Origin of the sequence: Psychrobacter sp. UBA6291, assembly GCF_002439405.1 — a bacterium.
GTDB classification, from domain to species: Bacteria; Pseudomonadota; Gammaproteobacteria; order Pseudomonadales; family Moraxellaceae; genus Psychrobacter; species Psychrobacter faecalis.
Map to the genome: position 1 here is coordinate 14976 of NZ_DJUD01000019.1, position 21995 is coordinate 36970.

At 44.2% G+C, this 21995-nt stretch carries 21 protein-coding genes; 11 read left to right on the forward strand and 10 right to left on the reverse strand.

What is annotated here, in order from left to right:
- Positions 1 to 72: 72 nt before the first annotated feature.
- From B3R91_RS02370 to B3R91_RS02380, 3 genes are all read right to left on the reverse strand, one after another.
- Positions 73 to 1044 (reverse strand): alpha/beta hydrolase, encoded by a 972-nt coding sequence (locus B3R91_RS02370; RefSeq protein WP_286796351.1) that lies wholly within the window; start codon positions 1042 to 1044, stop codon positions 73 to 75.
- Positions 1045 to 1314: 270 nt separating this feature from the next.
- A complete protein-coding gene (locus B3R91_RS02375; protein WP_144297771.1) occupies positions 1315 to 2106 on the reverse strand; it encodes a BON domain-containing protein in 792 nt (263 codons plus the stop codon).
- Positions 2107 to 2354: 248 nt separating this feature from the next.
- Positions 2355 to 2801 (reverse strand): YraN family protein, encoded by a 447-nt coding sequence (locus tag B3R91_RS02380; RefSeq protein WP_286796354.1) that lies wholly within the window; start codon positions 2799 to 2801, stop codon positions 2355 to 2357.
- A 158-nt stretch (positions 2802 to 2959) separates the two neighbouring features.
- Between B3R91_RS02380 and rsmI the strand changes: the two genes are divergently transcribed.
- Positions 2960 to 3919: a 16S rRNA (cytidine(1402)-2'-O)-methyltransferase gene (gene rsmI, locus B3R91_RS02385; RefSeq protein ID WP_286796356.1), complete on the forward strand. Its 960-nt coding sequence runs from the start codon at positions 2960 to 2962 to the stop codon at positions 3917 to 3919.
- Between the two features lie 57 nt (positions 3920 to 3976).
- Positions 3977 to 4996 (forward strand): adenosine kinase, encoded by a 1020-nt coding sequence (locus B3R91_RS02390; RefSeq protein WP_144297773.1) that lies wholly within the window; start codon positions 3977 to 3979, stop codon positions 4994 to 4996.
- A 284-nt stretch (positions 4997 to 5280) separates the two neighbouring features.
- On the opposite strand, the gene B3R91_RS02395 is transcribed toward B3R91_RS02390, so the two are convergent.
- Both B3R91_RS02395 and nfuA read right to left on the reverse strand, forming a co-directional pair.
- The gene (locus tag B3R91_RS02395; protein ID WP_144297774.1) at positions 5281 to 6585 is read right to left on the reverse strand and encodes an O-acetylhomoserine aminocarboxypropyltransferase/cysteine synthase family protein; all 1305 of its coding nucleotides are present in this window, start codon (positions 6583 to 6585) and stop codon (positions 5281 to 5283) included.
- A gap of 260 nt (positions 6586 to 6845) precedes the next feature.
- Positions 6846 to 7529, reverse strand: a complete 684-nt coding sequence (nfuA, locus tag B3R91_RS02400; RefSeq protein ID WP_068405139.1) for a Fe-S biogenesis protein NfuA — start codon at positions 7527 to 7529, stop codon at positions 6846 to 6848.
- Between the two features lie 404 nt (positions 7530 to 7933).
- Between nfuA and B3R91_RS02405 the strand changes: the two genes are divergently transcribed.
- The 5 genes from B3R91_RS02405 to B3R91_RS02425 all read left to right on the forward strand — a co-directional run bounded on the left by B3R91_RS02405 (position 7934) and on the right by B3R91_RS02425 (position 13582).
- Positions 7934 to 8923, forward strand: coding sequence for an alpha/beta fold hydrolase (locus tag B3R91_RS02405; protein WP_286796359.1), 990 nt, complete (start codon positions 7934 to 7936; stop codon positions 8921 to 8923).
- A 142-nt stretch (positions 8924 to 9065) separates the two neighbouring features.
- Positions 9066 to 9599, forward strand: coding sequence for a glutathione S-transferase family protein (locus B3R91_RS02410; RefSeq protein ID WP_286796361.1), 534 nt, complete (start codon positions 9066 to 9068; stop codon positions 9597 to 9599).
- Between the two features lie 543 nt (positions 9600 to 10142).
- Complete coding sequence (locus tag B3R91_RS02415) at positions 10143 to 11207, forward strand: bifunctional nicotinamide-nucleotide adenylyltransferase/Nudix hydroxylase (protein WP_286796362.1); 1065 nt, start codon at positions 10143 to 10145, stop codon at positions 11205 to 11207.
- 129 nt (positions 11208 to 11336) lie between these two features.
- On the forward strand, positions 11337 to 12734 hold the full coding sequence (locus B3R91_RS02420; RefSeq protein WP_286796363.1) for a nicotinate phosphoribosyltransferase: 1398 nt from the start codon (positions 11337 to 11339) through the stop codon (positions 12732 to 12734).
- Positions 12728 to 13582: an SGNH/GDSL hydrolase family protein gene (locus B3R91_RS02425; RefSeq protein WP_286796364.1), complete on the forward strand. Its 855-nt coding sequence runs from the start codon at positions 12728 to 12730 to the stop codon at positions 13580 to 13582. The genes B3R91_RS02420 and B3R91_RS02425 overlap by 7 nt, the downstream gene beginning before the upstream one ends.
- Positions 13583 to 13698: 116 nt before the next feature.
- On the opposite strand, the gene B3R91_RS02430 is transcribed toward B3R91_RS02425, so the two are convergent.
- Positions 13699 to 13968, reverse strand: a complete 270-nt coding sequence (locus B3R91_RS02430; RefSeq protein WP_286796365.1) for a type B 50S ribosomal protein L31 — start codon at positions 13966 to 13968, stop codon at positions 13699 to 13701.
- A 356-nt stretch (positions 13969 to 14324) separates the two neighbouring features.
- Complete coding sequence (locus B3R91_RS02435) at positions 14325 to 14759, reverse strand: hypothetical protein (RefSeq protein ID WP_286796366.1); 435 nt, start codon at positions 14757 to 14759, stop codon at positions 14325 to 14327.
- A 596-nt stretch (positions 14760 to 15355) separates the two neighbouring features.
- On the opposite strand from B3R91_RS02435, the gene B3R91_RS02440 reads away from it, so the two are divergent.
- Complete coding sequence (locus tag B3R91_RS02440) at positions 15356 to 16897, forward strand: FAD-dependent oxidoreductase (protein ID WP_286796367.1); 1542 nt, start codon at positions 15356 to 15358, stop codon at positions 16895 to 16897.
- A gap of 102 nt (positions 16898 to 16999) precedes the next feature.
- Here the strand turns inward: B3R91_RS02440 and B3R91_RS02445 are convergent, their stop codons facing one another.
- Positions 17000 to 17677, reverse strand: a complete 678-nt coding sequence (locus B3R91_RS02445) for a TIGR00730 family Rossman fold protein (RefSeq protein WP_144297782.1) — start codon at positions 17675 to 17677, stop codon at positions 17000 to 17002.
- Positions 17678 to 18073: 396 nt separating this feature from the next.
- Between B3R91_RS02445 and B3R91_RS02450 the strand changes: the two genes are divergently transcribed.
- Positions 18074 to 18961: an alpha/beta fold hydrolase gene (locus B3R91_RS02450; RefSeq protein WP_286796368.1), complete on the forward strand. Its 888-nt coding sequence runs from the start codon at positions 18074 to 18076 to the stop codon at positions 18959 to 18961.
- Between the two features lie 54 nt (positions 18962 to 19015).
- Here the strand turns inward: B3R91_RS02450 and B3R91_RS02455 are convergent, their stop codons facing one another.
- Positions 19016 to 19705: a putative quorum-sensing-regulated virulence factor gene (locus tag B3R91_RS02455; protein WP_286796369.1), complete on the reverse strand. Its 690-nt coding sequence runs from the start codon at positions 19703 to 19705 to the stop codon at positions 19016 to 19018.
- 190 nt (positions 19706 to 19895) lie between these two features.
- On the opposite strand from B3R91_RS02455, the gene B3R91_RS02460 reads away from it, so the two are divergent.
- A complete protein-coding gene (locus B3R91_RS02460) occupies positions 19896 to 20504 on the forward strand; it encodes a M23 family metallopeptidase (RefSeq protein WP_286796370.1) in 609 nt (202 codons plus the stop codon).
- A 48-nt stretch (positions 20505 to 20552) separates the two neighbouring features.
- On the opposite strand, the gene dtd is transcribed toward B3R91_RS02460, so the two are convergent.
- Positions 20553 to 21005 carry a D-aminoacyl-tRNA deacylase gene (gene dtd, locus B3R91_RS02465; RefSeq protein WP_286796371.1) on the reverse strand — a complete coding sequence of 151 codons (453 nt, stop codon included), beginning with the start codon at positions 21003 to 21005 and terminating at the stop codon, positions 20553 to 20555.
- Between the two features lie 128 nt (positions 21006 to 21133).
- Here dtd and asd point away from each other — a divergent pair, with 128 nt between their 5' ends.
- On the forward strand, positions 21134 to 21967 hold the full coding sequence (gene asd / locus B3R91_RS02470) for an archaetidylserine decarboxylase (RefSeq protein WP_286796372.1): 834 nt from the start codon (positions 21134 to 21136) through the stop codon (positions 21965 to 21967).
- The last annotated feature ends 28 nt before the right edge of the window (positions 21968 to 21995 follow it).

Here is a 21995-nt window from a genome sequence, read left to right on the forward strand (position 1 = left end):
ATTATAACAAGAGTTTGACCATCTTACAGTACTGTCTTCTACAACTGTCTTTAACTATTGCAGTGTTAACTATTATAGCGTTTTATCCAAATAGCTGAGCACTTGCGCACGCACGTCATTGACCCAGCGTAAAGGTGGCGCCATCGCCCCGATGCTGGTGGCATGACTGGCACCTGCGATTTCGCCTGTTTCAACCTTAACGCCTGCCGCTTTTAACGCCTGTGTCATTTTAAGGGTATTGCTTATATGAACGACTTTGTCTTTTTCAGCAGTTAATAATAAATATGGCGGCTGCGCACCTTTAATATTACGGTCTGGCATGATGTTATCGGGCGTGGCGTTTGCCCCAAAAGCGCTGGCACTACTGAATTTACGAAAGTCATAACTATAAGGCCCTGCAATACCAATCACAGCGCTAATATCGTTTGGTTTCACCCCATACGGCGCTAAAAAATCTTCATTAGCGACGGCAGCAACCGCGTTAAATGCGCCCGCAGAATGCCCTATCACCGCCAAGCGCTTGGGGTCAGCATGCAGACTTTCGGCATTCTTATAACTCCACGCGATAGCCTGCGCCGTATCTTCTACATAATCAGGATAAACGTGCTCAGGCGCTTTACGATAGTTAATCACTGCCGTGACATAGCCTGCTTGTGCCAGACTCTGACCAACAAAGGCGTATTCATCTTTACTGCCGCTTTCCCACGAGCCGCCATGGACGAAAATCACCATCGGATAACTGTGGTTAATTGGGTTATCAGCAGTCGCTTTTTTTGACTGCATGGCTTTTGCTAAAGGTTTGGGATAATAAATATCTAAATCCTGCAAAGGCTTGTCGCCATACAAGATATTTTTACTGACACCAACGCCGCCATTTGAGGTGATACCATTCACAACAGCCAGTGCCGATAACGCTTGTGCTTGCTGAGTCGCAAGCGCAATACCGCCGACAGCCAATGCTGCCGTCACACCGACGCTGATAGGTTTAGGTAGGCGATTTTTTCTTGGTGCAGGCTGTACGGTTGCTTTACTTAAATCCTTCATCGCCAGTATTCCTATTATAAGCTTGTCGTTGGGTCATAGTTGATTAAAACTCAATAGTAGAGTCACGGCTTTTTCATGTTTTATTATTTTAATTAGCGCGTTTTTGGCTAAAGCCACACTTCTACTTTTTACGTTTTATATCTTACTGGCAGACTGGGGGTTTATCGTTCTGTTCCTGTTATGAGTGTTTAGGTTTCTTGTGTTTATTAGCGAGACAAGACTTTTGATAAAGGTAAACATAGCAACTTGATAATGGCAACTTAATGACAGCTAATTAACGGGCGCGCCATTCTCGTCGACGATAATCGGAGTAGCATTGATGGCTGGTGGCTCTACCGCACTTGTAACCTCAGGTACTGCCCGACTATTGAACGCTGGCCCTCTGGTAGGATTGGCCAAATTCTCTTCATACATGATATCGTCCTCGCCTATCTTCACCCCTCTATCGTCAACGACGGTGGTCAGCAGCACCAGCTCTGTAATGCCGACAGTATTATTGGCAATATCAATCAGGTGGCTTTGCTGCGTCGGCGTCATGCGACCCATAATATAAACCACGCCATCATTGGTGACCGCCTTTATTTGCGAGGCTTTCACACCGTTACTAGAGGCTATTTTTGCCAGTAGTTTGGAGGTAATATAACCATCGTGAACGGTTGAGCTATAGCCCCTTGAGGCGCTCACATTAAGCTCATTATAAACATGACGAACATCTGGCATAGAGCCAACCACTTTTTCAATTTCTGTCTTAATTTCTTGCGTTGGCACCTCACCGGTGAGTAGCACCTCACTATTAAAACTATCAATGCTCATACGGCTGATTTGCTGCAAATTTTCTTGCAGACCATAGACGTTAATCTTGACGGTATGCTCGATACTGCGGTCGAGCAGGCGCTGCGGAATGGTGCGCTCGGTCATCGGTACGCCATACGTTCCTTCTGTACTATTGGTCAGATAGTTGGTGGTACAACCTGTGGCGACGATGCTGGTCAATAGCATAACGCCAATCGCCTTACGGCGTGATGAACCAAAAATAGCAGTGCACAAATGCATCCGTGTCATGATTTACCTCTTAGAACATGATGTAGTGATTAACTGGTGAGTAGCTGGTAATTAATAGTGTGACGCTTGATAATAATGGTGATAGCTTTATGTAGTTAATGACTTTTTAATGGCGCTACTTTACTGAATATTTACCCGAGGCGTTTAGGCTTTTGGTAACGGTAACTTGATACGCTTATTTATTTTACTTTTTTAGCTGAGTTATCGGGCTTAATTTTTTAAAATACTCACGCTAAAAAAACCTATTACTAAGCCGAGGCAATAAAAGCCCCTTGCAGCCATTCTGGTTGAGTGTTTTTTGACGTCGTTTCTTTAACGTCCCTGCTGTTATTTTTAGTATTGGTATCATAAGCTATCACATCAAACCGGCACTCATAATCATTATATTCAGGATGCTGCTGCAAAAAATAGCGGGCTGCTTTGATAATTTTATACTGCTTACTTTTCGTCACGCTAAGCGCCGCATCACCAAATCCTGAACGCTGCCGCTGCCGCACTTCAATAAATACCAGTATCGACCATGCCTGCCCTTTTTCTAGCATAATTAGATCGAGCTCACCCACTTTTGGTTGTTGCCAATTTTGCGCAATCAATATCAAGCCTTGCGCTTGTAAAAACGCACACGCCTGCTGCTCAAAACGGCTGCCTTGACGCTGGGTCGGCGAAGTCAGGGTTAGAGGTTTGTTATTTACCATCACGGGCTTTTATTATCATGGCTATCGATCAGCGGAACATTTGAGAATTATCATAGCACATCATGCTAAACTAACCACTTTCGCGTTTTCATAATCGCTTTTCATATGCGTTTTTAATGTTCTTTCTTAAGATAATTTCTTAATACTCCGAGGTTTTCATGTCTAGCCCTACCGCGATGCCAGCTTGTCTTTATATCGTTGCCACGCCGATTGGTAATTTAAGCGACATGACACCGCATGCAATCGATGTTTTAAAGCAAGTTGCCATCATTGCCTGTGAAGACACCCGCACCTCAGGCAAACTGTTATCACATTTTGGCATTAATACCAAAGCCAATAAGGTTGAAGATAGCGAAGAAGGAACGGCTTATTATAATAGACATGACGCCGAAAACGAGTCTGATGGCGCTGCCAAACAAAAAGGTCATCATAAGCTTTGGGCGTATCATGAACACAATAGTGCCATTCAAACGCCCAAAATCATTGAGATGATTCAGCAAGGTCATTCGGTTGCGCTGATTAGTGATGCTGGTACGCCGCTGATTAGCGATCCCGGTTATCAATTGGTGCAAGCCGCCCATGCCGCTGGCGTTCGCGTCTCCCCTATTATTGGTGCCTCTGCTGCCATTGCCGCGCTATCGGTTGCAGGATTGCCATCAGACCGCTTTAGCTTTATTGGTTTTTTAGCGTCCAAAACCCACGGGCGCCAAAAACAATTAACAGCGCTCAATTCACGTACCGAAACTTTGATATTTTATGAAGCGCCGCATCGTATTGTCGCTAGCTTAGAAGATATGGCGGCTATATTTGGGGCAAAGCGTGAAGTGACGTTTTGCCGTGAATTGACCAAAACCTTTGAGACCGTGCACAAAAGTACGCTTGGCGAATTGGTCGAATTTGTCAAAGCCGATGACAATCAGCAACGCGGTGAAATCGTCGTGGTCGTCGCCGGGGTAAATATGGCGCAGGATGATAATGATATCAGTATTCACGATAAATTATTGCAGCGTTTATTAGAGGACTTATCGGTTAAAAAAGCCGCCGCCTTGGCAGCTGATATTACAGGCGTTAAGAAAAACGCACTTTATCAACGCCTACTTGAACTGCAAGCAGAATAGTTTTCAGCTAAAAAATATAGGTTAAAAACTGATAAATTTATTGAGGAGAGAAACAGTATGTACGATGTGATGGCGATAGGTAATGCCTTGGTTGACCACGAATATCTGCTGTCAGATGCAGCGCTAGAAGAAACTGACCTGACCAAAGGCAATATGACGCTAGCAGGAATCGAAGAGCAGCAGCAGTTATTGGCATATTTTAAATTGGCAGAGATTAAGCCATCAAAACAAGCGGGCGGCGGCTCAGCGGCCAATGCAATGTATGCCTTTGCAAGTTTGGGCGGCAAACCTTTTTATGCTTGCCGCGTCGGCGATGACAAGCAAGGCGAGTTTTACCTAAAAGACTTGCACGAAGCGGGCGTCGCCACCTCCCCGCAGTCGATTCATGCAGGCGGTGTGACGGGCTCATGTGTGGTAGCAGTGACCGAAGATGGTGAGCGTACCATGCAAACTTTCCTTGGTACCTCAAGCGATATCACCGCTGATAACGTCGATTTTGAAGCATTAACGCAAGCTGGCTGGTTATATTTAGAAGGTTATTTAGCAATGTCAGAAGGTATCCAGCCTGCGATGACCAAACTACGCCAACAAGCCGGTATCCATGGCGCCAAAATTGCCGTCAGCTTTGCTGATCCTGCCGTGGTAAAGTTTGCCAAAGAAGGTTTACTTAATATGCTCGGCAATAAAGTCGCGGTGATATTTTGTAATAGTGAAGAAGCAAAATTATTCACCGATAAAAAACAGCATAAGGCAGCAGCGCGTGCCTTACTTGAGCATTGCCAAACGGCGGTGGTTACCGATGGTCCCAATGGCGCTATCATCGCCCATAAGCCAAATGATGAGTCTGATATTGAAATTTATGAGATTCCGACGCCAGTTGTTACTAATGTTATTGATACCAATGGTGCCGGCGACAACTATTCTGGGGCCTTTTTATATGCTTTATCACAGCATTATAGCTTGCCAGAATGCGGACGACTTGCCAGCGAAATCGCCGCCCAAGTGATTCAGCAATTCGGCCCACGTTTATCATCGCAAGAGTATCAAGATATCTCGCGCCGCGTTTTAACGGTTTAGTGGCTGGATTATTTGATTACTAAAGCGCTAAAATCTAAGTGTCTGAGATGGCGTTTCTAGTTTACTCCTAATAAAAGATAGTGCTGCTGGGATAAATTTTGCGCAGCCTCTGGAGCGACGAAGTCGCACAGCAAGCAAGGAAAATTTGTACCAGTAGCACTTTATAATATTTTCGCGCTTTTATTTAGGATTGCCTACAAAACTTTAGCATCTAATAAGCAAAAGCCCATGTCATCGGATATGGGCTTTTTAGTATTCATTTATAAAACAAAATAATCGCTCAATTAAACAGCGGCAAGTGCTTGCTCTAAATCAGCTTTGATATCTTCAATGTGCTCAATCCCAATTGACAGACGCACCATATCCGCACTAACACCCGCGTTCTCTAGCTCTTGCTCGTTAAGCTGACGATGGGTCGTGGTCGCTGGATGACAAGCGAGCGACTTAGCATCACCGATATTGACCAAGCGCGTAATCATTTGCAGCGCATCAATAAAGCGCGCGCCTGCTTCGAGGCCACCTTTTACTCCAAAGGTTAAAATAGCGGATGGCGTGCCTTTCATATATTTTTTAGCAAGCTCATGCTCAGGATGGTCTGGCAAACCAGCATATTTTACCCAGGCGACTTTGTCATGGTCGCGTAGATATTCAGCAACTGCTTGGGCGTTTTGGACATGACGCTCCATACGTAAACTTAACGTCTCCATACCTTGCATGATACCGAAGGCATTGAGCGGGCTGATTGCCGCGCCGGTATTACGCAGTGGCGCGACACGAGCACGGGCAATAAATGCCGCTGCGCCGACGTCTTTGACAAAGTTTACGCCGTGATAGCTTTCATCTGGGGTGTTTAATAATGGGAAGCGCTCAGGATAATCGCCCCAAGGGAAAGTTCCGCTATCAACAATCGCGCCACCAATCGAAGTACCAGTACCGCTCATATATTTGGTCAATGAATGAATGACGATATCAGCGCCAAACTCAAATGGACGGCACAGCGCTGGCGTCGCAACCGTACTATCAATCACCACTGGCACGCCATATTCATGGGCGATGTCACTCAGAGCTTGGATATCGACGATATTACCCAATGGATTACCGATACTTTCGGCAAAGACCATTTTGGTTTTATCATCAATTAAATCACGAATCGCTTCAGGGTTTTTATGGTCAAAAAAACGGACTTCGATACCTTGACGCGGCAAAGCATGGGCAAATAAATTATAAGTGCCGCCATATAGCGTTGATACTGCGACGATATTATCACCTGCTTCACAAATGGTTTGAATCGCATAAGTAATAGCCGCCATACCTGAGGCAACTGCTAACGCCCCGATACCGCCTTCAAGTGCCGCAACGCGCTCCTCTAACACCGCCGTCGTCGGATTCATGATACGGGTGTAAATGTTGCCAGCAACTTTTAAATCAAATAAATCGGCGCCATGCTGGGTATTATCAAAGGCATACGAGCTGGTATGATAAATAGGCACGGCGACCGCTTTGGTGGTTGGCTCGACGCTATAGCCAGCGTGAATGGCTAAGGTTTCAAGGCGCTGAGTATTCTGCTTGGCTGGTTGTCCGTCACTCATAAGGTGCTCCTAAAATTTTATGGGATATTTACAGGGGTATTAATAAGTTATTAAACCCATATTTTTTTTATCAAAATTAGTTATAACAAAAAGTCATAAAAAAAGCTGAGTTAATCATAACCCAGCTTCTTTATTAAAAGAATAGCAAATTTTTCATCTCTTAATGACAAATATTCATAAGCAATTTTTATAAACAAAGAAACTAATAAGCATATTCTTAGATGATATCGGCACTATTTTTTATAACGACTTGTCATTTTCTATTTATAATAAGCGTTTTCTGTACGTGTATGGTCGGTTTCATCGATGACTTGCGTCAGCTCTGGAATTTGTTGTTTCAGCTGCACTTCAACACCTTGACGTAAGGTCATATCAACCGCTGAACAGCCTTGGCAACCACCACCGAATTTCAGTATAGCAGTCAGACCAACGCCTTCTTCTTCAACCAATTCAAGCAGCTGGACATCACCGCCGTGAGCGGCCAAGCTTGGATTAATCTCCGACTGTAAGACATAATTGATACGTTCTTCGACACTGGCATCGGCACCAACTTTTGGCACTTTTGAGTTTGGCGCACGGAACGTCAACTGCCCACCAAAACGGTCTTTATTATAATCAATCACCGCATCTTCTAAATAAGGCACGGACGCCGCTTCAATAAATGCCGAAAAATCGTCATAAGTCAGTTTTAAATCAGCGCTGTCTTCTTCGCCCGGCTGGTTATAAGCCATACAGCATTCGGCACGCGGTGTACCTGGATGTTCGACGAAAATACGCACGCCGATACCATCGGTATCTTGCTTCGCCAGTAAATCTGCCAAATACCCTTGCGCCGCTTCAGTGATGGTAATGTTACTTTTAGCTTCGGTTTGCTCAGTATCTAATGCTGACTCGTAATCGGCAGTAGGGTCTACTTGAGTATCAGTTGGATTGTGTTCACTCATAATGCTTCCTATGTGTTATGACACAAGCGTTATATTGTCCACGTCTACTGTGTCGTCTATGTGAGGTTGGGACTAATGAAATCACCATCATTTTGGCTTATCGTTTTAATGCTTTGACCGTGATGAAAACTTCTTTATGGCTCTTTATGGTGTCTATTATAGCGCACTTAACGCATAATTCCGACTGGGCTAGTGTGAATTGGCAGTAGCGATTTTTAAGCGCTGAGGTTTTAAGCGATGGCTATTTTTAATAAGGCTTACCTATAGTAAGCTGCCTTTATCTTCATAGTATATAAAGACGGCGTGCAGACTTATCAAGTCTAGCGGGCGTAGAATGCACTAAAGAGCTTATGAAAATTTTAAAAGAATAAATATCAGAATCTTAACTATTTTGAGAGAGCAGTATGTTGACTGAGAATCTAAATTTTGTGACCACCAAAGATGCCGTACAAATCGCTATTTGGGAAGTTTTTGATAATGAAAAAAGCCATCAATTATCTATCGTTAATGCGCATCAAGGACAAAATATCTTCTTAACTCATGGCACTTTTTCGGACAAAAAAACCTGCTTAAGAATCGCTGAATACCTAGCTGGACTTGGCCATCATTGCTATATCATGGAATGGCGCGCTCATGGTGCAAGCTCAAACCCAAATGACAAATTTAATTTCGAAACCGTCGCCACCTATGATTTTGCCGCCACTTTTGATTATTTATTTAACGAATTAAAGCTCAGCAATTTACACTGCGTCACCCATAGTGGCGGCGGCGCTTGCTTAACGATGTTTCTCATTCAAAATCCGCAGTATATCAATAAAATAAATAGCATCAGCATGTTTGCTTGCCAAGTGTACGGCGCCATCGTCAATCTGAAGAACTATTTTAAAATAGTCGCCGCCAAGATGTTTACCCGTCTATTTGGCTATATACCCGCCAGAAAACTCAAACTGGGACCCATCAATGAAAACCATCACACCATGAATCAATGGTATGAGTGGAATTTGCATAAAAACTTCCACAGCAGTTTTATTAAACAAAGTGATATAAATGCGAATGGTATTCAGAAAAGTGCTTTTGATAGCCACACTCGCCAGCAAAATACTCCTGAAAGTGCGATTTTTGATTATCGGCAGTATATGCCGAATATTACCGTACCCATTTATGCTATCAGCGCCAAGGGTGATAAATTCATCTCGCCAACTCGAGGTTGCCTGTCACTTTTTAACGACTTTAATCGCTCGCTCAACAAAAACTCTGCTAACGTTTTTCGTGAATACGCGCGAAGTCATGGTGACTTGGATGATTATACCCATAGCCGCATTTTAAACAGTCGTACGGCTGCCAAAGAGATTTGGCCAACGGTGGCGGCATGGATTGAGCAACATGCAGGGTAAACTTGCAGATTAGAATAGGTCAAATGACGCAAACAGCATAATACTACATCTCCTAAAACTAACTTCACATAACATAACTGACTTGGCCAGATTGGCTGTTTAGACTGGATTGAACGCCATAACCAATTCAAAAGAGTAATTTATGCAGTTATATGTCATACCAGGAACTTGCGCCGTTGTACCGCACACTGCCCTCGAATGGACGGGAACAGATTACGAGCTTAAGCTTTTAGATCACGATTCGGTCAAATCAGAAGAATATCTAAGTATCAATCCGCAAGGCGCGGTGCCAGCTATCGTCGATGGCGACACTATCATTACTCAAAACATCGCCACCCAAGTCTATATCGATGCCGCCTATCCCGATGCCAACATCTTTGGTTCAGATACCTCACCAGCTGGTAAAGGTGAACTGATGCATTGGCTAGGGTTTTTGAATGCGGATCTGCATAAAGCCTTTGCCCCGCTCTTTGGCCCTGATGGCTTTGTTGAAGGGGATGCAGCACAAGAAAGCTTAAAACAAAAGGCCAAAGAAAAAATCGCCCATTTGCTTAGACTGCCCAACGAGCAGCTCGGTAAAACTGATTATCTAACAGGCAGTAAAACCACGGCTGATATTTACTTATATATCACCCTAACGTGGGCGAAAAAGTTTGAGATTGATCTATCTGACTAGGGCGTGTCCTCAATTCAAGCGCTTGTATCTAAATGGGCTAAAAATGGCTAAATTTTATCAAACATCGTCAAATAGCTGACTAATATCTCGATATTATTTGCGCTATTTTCCTCGTTTGACGGCAATTTATCTCATTTTTATCACCATTTTTAAAATGAGGACACGCCCTATAAAAACCTTGATACCTTTGTCAAACGTATTGAAGAAGATAAAGGTTTGACTGCCGTCATTGAGCAGCAAGGCTTAGAGAAAATCAAAACACTTGAGATTTGATATTTTTAATTTTCCAAGCTTTTGCAAAAACCTTTCTAACCTTAACCTTTCTAGCCTTTAGAAGGGTTTTTGCTTTTATATCTATAAAAATATTGTCCTTTAAAATAACATTCATGGCGCAAAAACCAAGCGCTAAAATTCGTTAAAGCGATAAAGTCACCGCACTAAACATCTTTATACTTGTCAGCCAGATATAGGCTGTGTCAGTATTAGCCTCTTTGAGACATTTTAAATTGATAATTAATAGCAGTAAGTTAGGAGTTGGCCGTTATGAGTGAATCAGCAGAGCAAGGTTCGGATAAAAGCTCGGATAAAAATAACAGTAAAGACTACCGTTATTTGGTATTTATTGGACGTTTCCAGCCGTTTCACTGCGGGCATAAGGCAGTGGTCGATGAAGCATTAAAACGTGCCGATAACGTCATTATGCTGATTGGTTCTGCCAACCTGCCTCGTAGCTTGCGTAATCCATTTAGTGTCGATGAACGCGCGGCGATGATAAAGAATGCCTACTCGCCAGCAGAAGCGGCGCGAATTCACTGTGTCGGTCTCGACGATGCGCTCTACAATGACACGCGTTGGCTGCAATATGTGCAAGCGGGCGTCAAGTCGGTCACAGGCGATTTAGAAGGCGATATTGGGCTGATTGGTCATTCAAAAGACAGCTCATCTTATTACTTGTCCTTATTCCCAAATTGGGCGTCGGTTTCTGTACCCAATTATCACAATTTATCCGCGACCCCTATTCGTGACAGCTACCTGATGGGTGCCACGCCAACGCCTGAGCGCACCCCCGAATCAACCCGCAACGTCCTCAATGACTTTAAAAAGACTGATATTTATCAAAACCTGCATGAAGAAGCCGATTTTGTCGATAAATATAAAAGACAATGGGAGTCTGCGCCTTATCCACCAACCTTTATGACCACTGATGCGCTCGTCGTACAATCAGGGCACATTTTATTGGTTGAACGCCGCAGTATGCCAGGACGCGGGCTATGGGCATTACCGGGTGGTTTTTTGAATCCAAAAGAAACCTTATTTGATGCCTGTATTCGCGAGCTACGCGAAGAAACTCGTTTGAAAGTCCCTGAACCGGTATTACGTGGCTCTTGCCACAGCCAGCATACCTTTGACGACCCGTATCGCTCGGCGCGTGGTCGTACGATTACTCAAGCCTTTTATTTTCAGCTTAAAAATGACCCAAAAGGGTTGCCAAAAGTCAAAGGTGGCGACGATGCAGCCAAAGCGTTTTGGCTACCGCTTGCAGAGCTTGATGCGACCATGATGTTTGAAGACCATTATGCGATTATCGCTAAAATGGTTGGTTTGTAGGCTTTTATCAGGCGACTGTGCAATTTCTATTAACCTTTTTTCACGCTAGCGCCGATAGACGGCAATGGCTCACCGCCGCAGCGGTTATTAAAAAACAGCTACGGCATCTCAAAGCAGAGGAGTTCTGTGATGTACACCAGCAATCTAAACAATTTAATCTTAAATAGCGACAGCTATAAAACCTCGCATTGGGTGCAATATCCAAGCGGTAGCGAGTATTTATCAAGCTATATCGAAGCGCGCAAAGGCGACTATGATGTGGTATTTTTTGGCTTGCAAGCCTTTATCAAAGAATACCTTAGCACGCCGATTACCCATCAAGATATTGATGAAGCCGAAGCGGTCATTCAAGCCCATGGCTTGACCTTTAACCGTGCTGGCTGGGAGCTGTTGGTAGATAAGCATGGCGGCTATCTGCCACTGCGCATCGAAGCCATTCCTGAAGGCAGCGTCGTTCCAGCATCCAATGTGGTCTGTCAAATTATCAATACTGACCCTGAGTTTTACTGGCTACCAAGCTATATCGAAACGGCGCTACTGCGGGCGATTTGGTATCCCTCAACCGTCGCTAGCGTCTCGTACTATTGCAAAGGCATCATTCGTCAGGCACTAGAAAAATCTGCCGACAATACCGAGTCGCTGATTTTCCGTTTGCATGATTTTGGTTCGCGCGGTGCGTCTAGTCAAGAATCTGTCGCCCTTGGTAGTCTTGCGCATTTGGTGAACTTTGCTGGTACCGACTCGATGACGGCCTTGGTTGCCGCCAGCCGCTGGTATTACATGGACAAAGAAATAGCTGCTTTTTCTATCCCTGCTGCTGAGCATAGCACCATGACGGCGTGGGGTCGCGACGGAGAAACTGCCGCCTTTGCCAATATGATTGAACAATTTGGCGGCGCTGGTAAAAGTTTTTCTGTGGTATCTGACAGCTATGATTTATGGAATGCCATTGATAATATTTGGGGCGGTAGCCTAAAAGACGACGTCAAAAATATGGGCGGAACTTTGGTTATCCGTCCAGATAGCGGCGATCCGGCAAAAGTGGTGCGCGAAGCCTTAGAGCGCTTGGCGGTAAAGTTTGGCACCACCATAAATAGCAAAGGCTATAAAGTGCTGCCCGACTATGTACGCATTATCCAAGGCGATGGTATCAGCCCGCAAAGCTTAAGCAAAATCATCGATGTGGTCTTAAACGCAGGCTTTAGCGCCGACAATATCACCTTTGGGATGGGCGGCGGGCTACTACAGCAAGTCAATCGCGATACCATGAGCTGGGCGATGAAAGCCAGTGCCATCTCTATCGATGGTGTATGGAAAGATATCTATAAAGACCCTGTCACCAGTCGCTCAAAACGCTCAAAAAGAGGCCGTTTGGCACTCATAAAAAATAGCAAAGGCAACATAGATACCATTAAAGCGGATAATTTAACGACAGCTGCAGATAACCTACTACGCGATGTATATATCGATGGTAAATTACTTATTGAAGACAACCTCACTACGATTCGGGAGCGTGCAGGATGGTAGCTACTAAAAAAATGCAAAATAAAATAACCGCTGCTGCCAAGGACGTGCTGCTTGCTCCTGTTTACCTTTATCAAGGGCACAAAATCAAGCGTGATACTGTACGCCTACCTGAGCCAAATGGCGAGCGTCATGGACAGGTTCAGCTCAATAACTCGCCTATTACCTCAAAGGGTAAAAGCAACAATATATTGAACCTGATGGTCGTTGGTGATTCGGCAGCGGCTGGCGTCGGTAGTCAGACCCAACAAGAGGCGCTGGTCGGTCATTTGATACCTATTTTGACTGAGCAGGCTGCTATCCAAAGCGCTTTTGATACCTTAAACTGGTCGTTACAAGCGACCACGGGTCATACCAGTTTTGATATTTTGCGCAGGCTTTATGTGTTGCCTGCACCGAGCCAACCTATTGATGTGATGGTATTAAGTGTCGGCGTTAATGATACTACCTCCAAAGTCTCTGCGGCTCAATGGCAACAGCAGATTGAAAATATCATTGCTATCGCCCAGCGTAAATTCGGCGTACGCGAGCTGGTTTTTTTGAGCTTACCGCCGATGGCACAAATGCCTGCGATACCTGCGCCATTGAATAACTTCGTTGGCGCCAAAGCCGCTATCCTTGATAATAGCTTGCAGCAAATTTGTGCCGCTCATGACAATGTCACTTACATGGCAACGAACTTTGCGCGCATGATAGAAGAACACTCTAACGGCACGCCGATCGATATCAGAGTGATGTTTGCCAGCGACGGCTTTCATCCAAGCAGTTTGATGTATGGTTATTGGGCGCAGCAAGTGGCAGAATTGATTGTGAAGTTGCTAGATTCGTCGACTACTAAGTTAAGTAGCTGAGTAGTGCAAATACTGAACATTAAAATTTAGATAAAAAAAACCGCTGAATAGTCAGCGGTTTTTTATTGCTTAGCAAAAGACTGCTTCGCGACATATATTTATACCATAAGTATAAATTATTCAGCAGCTTTCTTGCTACGGCCACCAAACGCACCAAAGCGTTTGTTGAAGCTTGCAACACGGCCTTCAGTAGACGTTTTGCGTTGTTCGCCAGTATAGAATGGATGCGACGCACTTGAAATATCAAGTGGGTAGTATGGGTATTCTTTACCTTCGTATTCACGAGTGGCTTTGGTATTAACGGTTGAGCGAGTTAAGAAAAACACGTCAGCGTTGGTGTCATGGAACAAAACTTCTTGGTAATTAGGATGGATATCTTTACGCATAATAAACTCTCTATGTCCGATGTATGTACAGCGCTGTTACTTAATGGCATTTTGACTATCAAGCACGCTCACATACGTAACTGAGGCACTAAGGACATCTGTCAGTCTGGCAATTACGTCACTGGCTTATTCCAGCACCCAACACCACACCGCTGCTCACTTAGCCTTTCCCCAGCGGGAAAATCAAACCGCGATTTTAACGGTTTTTGTTGCTCGATGCAAGCCGCTTATCTGCTCAGAGCACACGTTAAGCGCTTATCAGATTATAACGATAGGTTAAAATTTTCTATCAGTAACTCGTTAAAGAAGCAGCTATAGGTAGCTGCTTCTTTATTGGTATTAAAATAGTTTTAACGCTATTTAGTTTTTACGATGTGCCAAACGCCAAGTTTGTTATCACCATCTTTATCGCCAACCTTGGTATCATTGGCATAAAAGTATAACGGCTTACCATTCATCGCCCATTGATATTTGCCATCTTCACGTTTAAAGGCGGCGAACTGCCCTGACGCTTTGGCATTACTTGGTGCCAAAAACGCTGGCCAAGCAACCAGACAAGCTGAGCCACATTCTGATTTATTCATAGAGTCTTTATCAAAAGTATATAAGGTCATATGATTGGTTGCATCGACCAACATGCCATTTTTACTGGCAACTGGCGCGGTATTTTTAGTGGTCGCTTGCACCTCATGCATGCCAGAATCGTCCTTTCCCAGCATGTTGTTAAACGTAGAACAGCCGCTAAGCGCTAATGCACCAGAAATGACATATAACATAAGTATGTGTTTCATAGTAACGTCCTTGTTAATAGTGATTTTTTTTAATTACTTCTTTTATATGGTTTTTTGTGGTCTGCAAACCTATACCTTAAAGCATAAAACGGCTTAAAGCTTACCGTAAGTATTTTTACTATAGCACAGACATAAAATCAGTTATTTCTTACATCATATAAATTTACAGAAGCGTATAAAGTTTACAAATTAAATAAAGTTTGCTCTTCAATTTTCTAAAAATGCTTTTATAAAGCTGTGTTTTAGTCGCTCCTTGTTTGCCATCCTTTGACAAAACTTATGAATCTACTTACGTTTTTGCCATGCTAATTTGAGTAATTTTTTCGTAGAATAATCCATCTAAATTAAGAACTACTACACAATAAGAAATATGACTATAGCGGTTTAAAATGACTGTTGAACTTAGGGTTCGCTGTACGCATATCGGTAGCCTTGCATGAAAAAACACGCATTAGAAAAACATGTTATTTAACATATAAGCGCGGCGAATATAGAAAACTTAAGAGAAGAAACTTAGCAACGAATTACTTCACAAAGACGCCGAGCCATTCCTACTAATTGAAGATAGGAATGCGACTAAGGATATAACAACGACAATGACTCATTCTGTTATGAACAATCAAGTGCCTGCTAGCAAACGGGTTGGTATTCTCGGTGGCGGTACAGCGGGTGCAACCATCGCGATTCGCCTTGCGGCATTGGGCCTTGAAACGTATTTATTTGAAAAAAATACCTCGCTAATTGACGGGCCGCCGATGTGTCATTTGCATGCCGGTGGCAACCTATATCGTGAAATACCTGATGAAGATTGCGTTGCCCTGCTCAAACAATGCATAGATATTTTGCGCCTTTATCCTTATACCATTGATGTACGCCCGACGGTATTTGCGGTGCCGACGCGCGATGAAGGTTTGCCTGAGGATTTATTGCCACGCTTAGATATCTTGACTGACGCTTATCGTGAGCTTATCGCCGAAGATGGTAATAATAAAGTGCTTGGCGAACCTGAAAACTACTATCAGCTCTACAGCCATGAGCAACTGATTGCCTTATCTGAGCGCGAGCAAGTCGCGGTGCCGCGCACGGTTGATGAATGGATGATACCAGTTGCTAAGTATTTGGATTTAAACAAGGTCAAATTTCCGCTGATTGTCGTACAAGAATACGGCTGGAATATCTTCCGTTTGGCAGCGTCTGCACAATTGGCTTTAGAAGGCTATGAGCACGCGCATGTCTTTACCGATACGCAGGTAAAGCAAGTGATGCCAGTCGATTGTGAAAACTGCTCAAATGCTGACCATCATGTGACCAAATGGCGTATTGATTATCAGCAAGCAGCGAGCTCTGATACTGATACTGAAGCCAAAACCGATTCTATCGAAGTTGATTATTTAATCAACGCTTGTGGTTTTCGTACCGGCATTATCGATGATATGGTCGGTGTCAAAGTCACGCGTATGGTCGAGTTTAAATCGTCTTATATCACTCATTGGGGCGATACTGGCGGGCAAATACCAGAAATTATCGTTTACGGTGAGCGCGGCACACCGGAAGGCATGGCGCAGCTAACGCCCTACCCTGATGGTTATTTTCAGATACATGGCATGAGTAAATTTATTACCCTATTTGATGATGGTTTGGTTGCTTCTAACAAAAATAGCGCCCAACCGAAATTACCGTCGCAATATTTGCACTATATCGAAGACGGCTGGGATAAAGCGCCATTACAAGCACGCAGCCAGCAAGCGATTGATTACGTGGCTGAATTCGTCCCGACCTTTCATAGCGCGCGAACAGTTGGCAATGCGCTCTATGGCGGGCAGCAAATACCTGGGCAAGACGATACGCTGCGCGTTGCCGATGTGAGCTTATACTCTAATATTCGCTATGCGCGGGCAGAAAACGTCAAAGCCTCATCGACGCTGATTGCTGCCGATCAAATCGTTGTTGAATTGACGACGCTTGGTTTGGTTGCTGATGAAGCGCCAGAAAACCATCAGCGTTATGCGCATGAATGGGCGTATTTAGCGCAAAATGATAGCGTGGCGATTGATAAAATTGCGCGTTATTTAGCGCAAGAACGCGGCTTTCCAATGGCAATGGCGGGCGTAAATCATGGTATTTGTGAAACGAGTTAAAATGATTTAAATGTTAATAAAATCAAAGCAAAAAAGAGAGCAAGGCTTAATGTTAGCCTTGCTCTCTTTTTTATTTAAAGTTATTGATAAAGATAACCGCTGCTAGTTTCCCGCCATTTTCTCAGTATCAACGGCGTCATCTATTTTTACGACGGTCTTTAGCATGTCAATCGCTTCGCCAATGGTATTACAAACGACCAAACGCTCAAGGTCTTGTTGCTTCATAAAGCCTTGCTCAGCGGTGTATTGTAAATGTTCAATCATACAGTCATAAAAACCATTGATATTAAGAATAATCATCGGTTTTTCATGCTGATATAGCTGACGCCAGGTGGCAATTTCCATAATTTCCTCTAGCGTCCCAAGCCCGCCCGGCAACGTAATAAAGGCATCGGCGTACTCTGCCATCACCGTTTTACGGGTATGCATGGTATCGGTCAAATGCAGGCGCGTCAGCTGCTCATGAGCAATTTCATGCTTGAGCATAAAGGTTGGAATCACGCCGACCGCTTGTGCGCCACCTCGGATGACCTCATCAGCGACTGCGCCCATCAGCCCGATGCTCGCTCCGCCATAGACCAAACCCATGCCATTATCAGCAAGCGCACTGCCAAGCTCACGCGCCGCCTGCTCATAAACGTCATTATTGCCCAAACGCGAGCCACAATAAACCGCTACCAGTGGCATGGTGAGCGCTGATTTATCCACGGCTTTTTCAATATTGGTAATGTCTTGACTGGTAATGACTTCATAAGTGTCATTGTTAATTTTCATTTGCATAGAGTTTCCTTAATTTTATATACATTGTTCTTATTAAATACTTAACTATTAAAACATGATTAGTTATAGATGTTGTTTTTTTGATGTAGGTTAATTGCTCAAAATATACAACGTCGAGCTTGCTCATAGAACTTAGAAGTCATTTTTGCCTGCCTTCCTCACTAAGATTTATTTTACCATAAGCAGTGTTACTGCAAAGTCATCATGCGGTGATCACCTAGCTAAGCTATAAAGTAAGCAACCAATCACGGCTCAATGACTGCACGCTTAATATTGATTATTAAACGCTGGTTTTTAAACGCTGTGCGCCTAGCAAGCGTTTTTATTTACCCAAAGTCTTTACTTATAAGAAAACTCTTACTCATAAAAATGACAAAAATACATGAAGGTTAAACCATGGAAAATCTGCACAATCAAACAGATATTTATGCCCTAAGCATCATGACTGAGCGCAATCGAGCATTGGCAGCGACCGTTTATCGCCCTAGAGACGAAGTAAAAGCCGCAGTCATGATCGCGCCGGCTACTGGTATCAAACGCCAGTTTTATCATAATTTTGCCACTTATTTAGCAGCAAGCGGCTTTGGGGTCATAACCTTTGATAATGAAGGTATCGGTGAATCGCTATCGTCTGATTTGACGAAATGTGATGCTTCTTTAATCAGTTGGGGTCGTCATGACATGCCAGCCGTCCTTGATGCCTTACAAGACGAATTTGCCGATGCCACTTATCATTTGATTGGACATAGCGCCGGCGGTCAGCTGATAGGTTTGATGCCAAATTATAAGGCGCTTACTTCAGTATTTAATGTTGCTTGTTCATCAGGGCAAATCAAAAATATGGACATGCCTTACAAGCTCAAAGCGATGGGTTTTATGGACGTCTTTATTCCGCTCACCAACTTAACGCTAGGCTATACGCCAGCGGATAAAATCGGCATGGGCGAGCCACTACCACGTGGCGTCGCTCGTCAATGGCGCGAGTGGTGCAATGGCGCAGGCTATATTAAAACCGCGTTTGGCAAAAGTATTCACACCCATTTTTACGATGAGATTGATATGCCTGCGTTGTGGCTCGGCTTTAGCGATGATGAGATTGCCAATAGCAACAATATGGACGATATGATTCGCGTATTTAGCAAAATGCCAGTCGAAAAACGCTATTTTGACCCCGAAGAATTTGGCTTAAATAGTATCGGTCATATGCGCTATTTTAGTAGCAAAACCAATGCTAAAGCCCCGCAGCTTTGGCAAATGGCAATCGATTGGCTAGCCAAGCAGTAATAAGCTTTGTTTAGTGCAGCTATTCAAGCGCATGCCATTCAAGCGCAACTGTATTTAGTCTTGCGTGATTTTTGCTGCTTGTTCTGCTTGCACACGCTTGGTCAACGCAGAATACAGCGACGGCTGCATATTATGAATGTTGCCTAGCATCCATTTTACGTAGCTAATTGGCACGTCTTTAATCAACGTACCCTTATGTTTGCCAAAGGGCATTTTGCTCAGTGGATTGGCTTTATTGGCGATAGCGTGCGCTGCTGCAAAATCTGTCGGCGCAATCTCTAGGCGCTCGCAGCAGGCCTGATATAGCAGATAACACATGCGCGCATCGCCCAGCGCATCATGAGCAGCAATCGTCATTTTACCTGCCTCGCCTTTACCTAATAATTGCTCGATACATTTCGACTGCCCATAGGCGCTCCATTCTGGAAAGGCCACGCGCGCCAGCCGCACCGTACATATCAGCTTAGTAGTCGGACTACCAATCACCCGCCAATCAAAGCGCACATTATGGCCAATCAAATACTGCGGCAACTCAAACGCATCCAACTCAAAGCGCTCAAGACCGGCGACATCATCATCGGTAATACCATGAATTCTAATGACCACGGGTGATATCGGGCGCCCACTATTAAAGTATTTCATCCACTCAAATCCTGTCGCCACATTAATAGTCGCCACTTGAATCGGACGCGGATCACGACCTTGGTCGGTTTCGGTATCGATAATCAGCGCAGTGTCGGTCATAAAGATTTGGCCATCATTATTTGAAAATAGGTAGCAATATCAGTTTTCTATATATACCTAAAAAATAGGTGATTTTTAAAAACAACAATGTATTTATGGGGATAAAAGCTAAAGATAACAATGGTATACAAAAAATAGCGGTGATAGCTCTTATACTATCTATGAGCGTTAATTTAAAAAAGAGATATCAATGCTAGCAGATGGCAATAATCCGCAGCCAAGCCCAAGTAAAAAACCAAACCTTTTACGCCGTGTACTAAGTGTATTCATCAAGGCGACGGTGTTACTGATGCTGTTATTTGTCTTTGACAAGCTCTTACCGAGTATCAGCAAGCAAACTCAGTCGTTTGTACTGGTAAAATGGCAACAGCTCAGTTTATTACAACAAGCATTACCGACAGAAAATAGCTTACCTAGCCCACTGCCCGAACAACACTTAACGGATACATGGGGCGCGGCGCGTAGCCAAGGTCGCTCTCACGAAGGCATCGATATATTTGCCAAACGAGGTACGCCGATACAAGCAACGACGCAAGGTATCGTCAGCAAAGTTGGCGAAAACAGCTTAGGCGGGCGCGTGGTGGTCATCATTGGCCCGGGCGGCGCCGGACATTATTATGCCCATTTAGAGGATTATGCCGATATCAGCCCGAACGACTGGGTCAATGCTGGCGATATCATCGGTTACGTCGGCGACAGTGGGAATGCCAAAGGCACGCCGCCGCACGTCCATTATGGGATTTATATCAATGGCAGCGCGGTCAACCCTTATCCACTTTTGCAAAAGCCTGAAAGCTAGCGTTTGAGTTTTTGGCCTTTAAAACCTGACCCCTTTAAAAATAAGACCTTAAACTTCCAATATAAAATTTAACGGCCCATCATTGATACTTGCCACTTGCATATCAGCGCCAAACTCACCAGTTGCTACAAGGGGATGTTGGGTTTTGGCATAAGTAATTAGTTGCTCGAACAATACCTCTGCAGCATCGGGTGCCATCGCGCCGCCAAAGTCAGGACGGCGACCTTTATCGGTTTTTGCCATTAAGGTAAATTGTGACACCAGTAATAAACCGCCGCCTACCTGCTGGACATTTTTATCCAATTTACCAAACTTAGCAGGCTCATCGTCATTCTCAAAAATGCGATAAGTGAGGATTTTATCAATCATACGCTGCGCACTTTGCAAGTTATCCTCATGACCCAAGCCAATATAAGCCAAGACTCCATGCTCAATCGCACCAACGCAGTGCGCATCGACAGTGACGCTGGCGCGCTGCACCCTTTGTATCAGTGCTCTCATTTACAGCCTTCCTTATTTATAAATCGCTTACAGTTTATGGTCATACAATCATACCCTGACCATGATAAAATACCGCCATCAACTTGCCTATTAATAATTACATCGAACCCTGTTTTGGTAACCTCATTATGAATTTATTTGCCACCCTTCAACAATTTGTACCGCAGCAGCAGCTGAGTAAAGTCGCTGGACGTCTGGCCGCCAGCCGCCATCCTTACGTCAAACGTGCGTTTATCCGCAGCTTTGCCAAAGCTTACAATGTCAGCTTAGATGAATACGAGCGCCAAAGTTTCAATGCTTATGAGAGCTTTAATGACTTTTTTACCCGTGAGCTAAAAGACGACGCGCGTCTCATCGATAGCCGCGCAAATGGAATTGTTAGCCCTGCCGATGGCATTATCTCGCAGTTAGGGCAAATCCGCGACCATAAATTACTGCAAGCCAAAGGTCGTCATTATGACATCGGTCAACTACTCGCTGATAGCGAAGATGGCAGTTATTTTGCTGATGGTAGCTTTGCCACCGTATATCTCGCGCCGAGTAACTATCACCGCGTGCACATGCCATTTGCGGGTACCTTGACCAAGACCCGTTATATACCGGGTACCCTATTTTCTGTCAATAATGTCACGGCGGCAAACGTGCCGGATTTATTTGCCCGTAATGAGCGTTTGGTCTGTTTATTTGACACAGAGTACGGTAAAGCAGCGGTGGTGATGGTTGGCGCTATGATTGTCGCTGGTATCGAAACCGTCGCGACGGGTAAAATCAGCCGCACTGAGGATATCCAAGAAATGGTTCACAATATGAGCTTTGCCATAGGCGATGAGCTTGGACGCTTTTATTTAGGTTCAACGGCGATTGTCGTTCTACCAAAAGGCGCAAAAGCCGATTGGCAAGACAGCTTACAAGCCAACAGTATGGTAAAAATGGGACAGCTATTGGGTGTTGCGAATAAATAGCAGTTGTATGAAGGCTATAAAAACCTCT

What these genes read in the sequence shown, in the direction of transcription:
- B3R91_RS02370 (WP_286796351.1), bottom strand. Translation starts at nt 1,044, where the DNA reads ATGAAGGATTTAAGTAAAGCAACCGTACAGCCTGCACCAAGAAAAAAT.
- B3R91_RS02375 (WP_144297771.1), bottom strand. Translation starts at nt 2,106, where the DNA reads ATGACACGGATGCATTTGTGCACTGCTATTTTTGGTTCATCACGCCGT.
- B3R91_RS02380 (WP_286796354.1), bottom strand. Translation starts at nt 2,801, where the DNA reads ATGGTAAATAACAAACCTCTAACCCTGACTTCGCCGACCCAGCGTCAA.
- rsmI (WP_286796356.1), top strand. Translation starts at nt 2,960, where the DNA reads ATGTCTAGCCCTACCGCGATGCCAGCTTGTCTTTATATCGTTGCCACG.
- B3R91_RS02390 (WP_144297773.1), top strand. Translation starts at nt 3,977, where the DNA reads ATGTACGATGTGATGGCGATAGGTAATGCCTTGGTTGACCACGAATAT.
- B3R91_RS02395 (WP_144297774.1), bottom strand. Translation starts at nt 6,585, where the DNA reads ATGAGTGACGGACAACCAGCCAAGCAGAATACTCAGCGCCTTGAAACC.
- nfuA (WP_068405139.1), bottom strand. Translation starts at nt 7,529, where the DNA reads ATGAGTGAACACAATCCAACTGATACTCAAGTAGACCCTACTGCCGAT.
- B3R91_RS02405 (WP_286796359.1), top strand. Translation starts at nt 7,934, where the DNA reads ATGTTGACTGAGAATCTAAATTTTGTGACCACCAAAGATGCCGTACAA.
- B3R91_RS02410 (WP_286796361.1), top strand. Translation starts at nt 9,066, where the DNA reads ATGCAGTTATATGTCATACCAGGAACTTGCGCCGTTGTACCGCACACT.
- B3R91_RS02415 (WP_286796362.1), top strand. Translation starts at nt 10,143, where the DNA reads ATGAGTGAATCAGCAGAGCAAGGTTCGGATAAAAGCTCGGATAAAAAT.
- B3R91_RS02420 (WP_286796363.1), top strand. Translation starts at nt 11,337, where the DNA reads ATGTACACCAGCAATCTAAACAATTTAATCTTAAATAGCGACAGCTAT.
- B3R91_RS02425 (WP_286796364.1), top strand. Translation starts at nt 12,728, where the DNA reads ATGGTAGCTACTAAAAAAATGCAAAATAAAATAACCGCTGCTGCCAAG.
- B3R91_RS02430 (WP_286796365.1), bottom strand. Translation starts at nt 13,968, where the DNA reads ATGCGTAAAGATATCCATCCTAATTACCAAGAAGTTTTGTTCCATGAC.
- B3R91_RS02435 (WP_286796366.1), bottom strand. Translation starts at nt 14,759, where the DNA reads ATGAAACACATACTTATGTTATATGTCATTTCTGGTGCATTAGCGCTT.
- B3R91_RS02440 (WP_286796367.1), top strand. Translation starts at nt 15,356, where the DNA reads ATGACTCATTCTGTTATGAACAATCAAGTGCCTGCTAGCAAACGGGTT.
- B3R91_RS02445 (WP_144297782.1), bottom strand. Translation starts at nt 17,677, where the DNA reads ATGCAAATGAAAATTAACAATGACACTTATGAAGTCATTACCAGTCAA.
- B3R91_RS02450 (WP_286796368.1), top strand. Translation starts at nt 18,074, where the DNA reads ATGGAAAATCTGCACAATCAAACAGATATTTATGCCCTAAGCATCATG.
- B3R91_RS02455 (WP_286796369.1), bottom strand. Translation starts at nt 19,705, where the DNA reads ATGACCGACACTGCGCTGATTATCGATACCGAAACCGACCAAGGTCGT.
- B3R91_RS02460 (WP_286796370.1), top strand. Translation starts at nt 19,896, where the DNA reads ATGCTAGCAGATGGCAATAATCCGCAGCCAAGCCCAAGTAAAAAACCA.
- dtd (WP_286796371.1), bottom strand. Translation starts at nt 21,005, where the DNA reads ATGAGAGCACTGATACAAAGGGTGCAGCGCGCCAGCGTCACTGTCGAT.
- asd (WP_286796372.1), top strand. Translation starts at nt 21,134, where the DNA reads ATGAATTTATTTGCCACCCTTCAACAATTTGTACCGCAGCAGCAGCTG.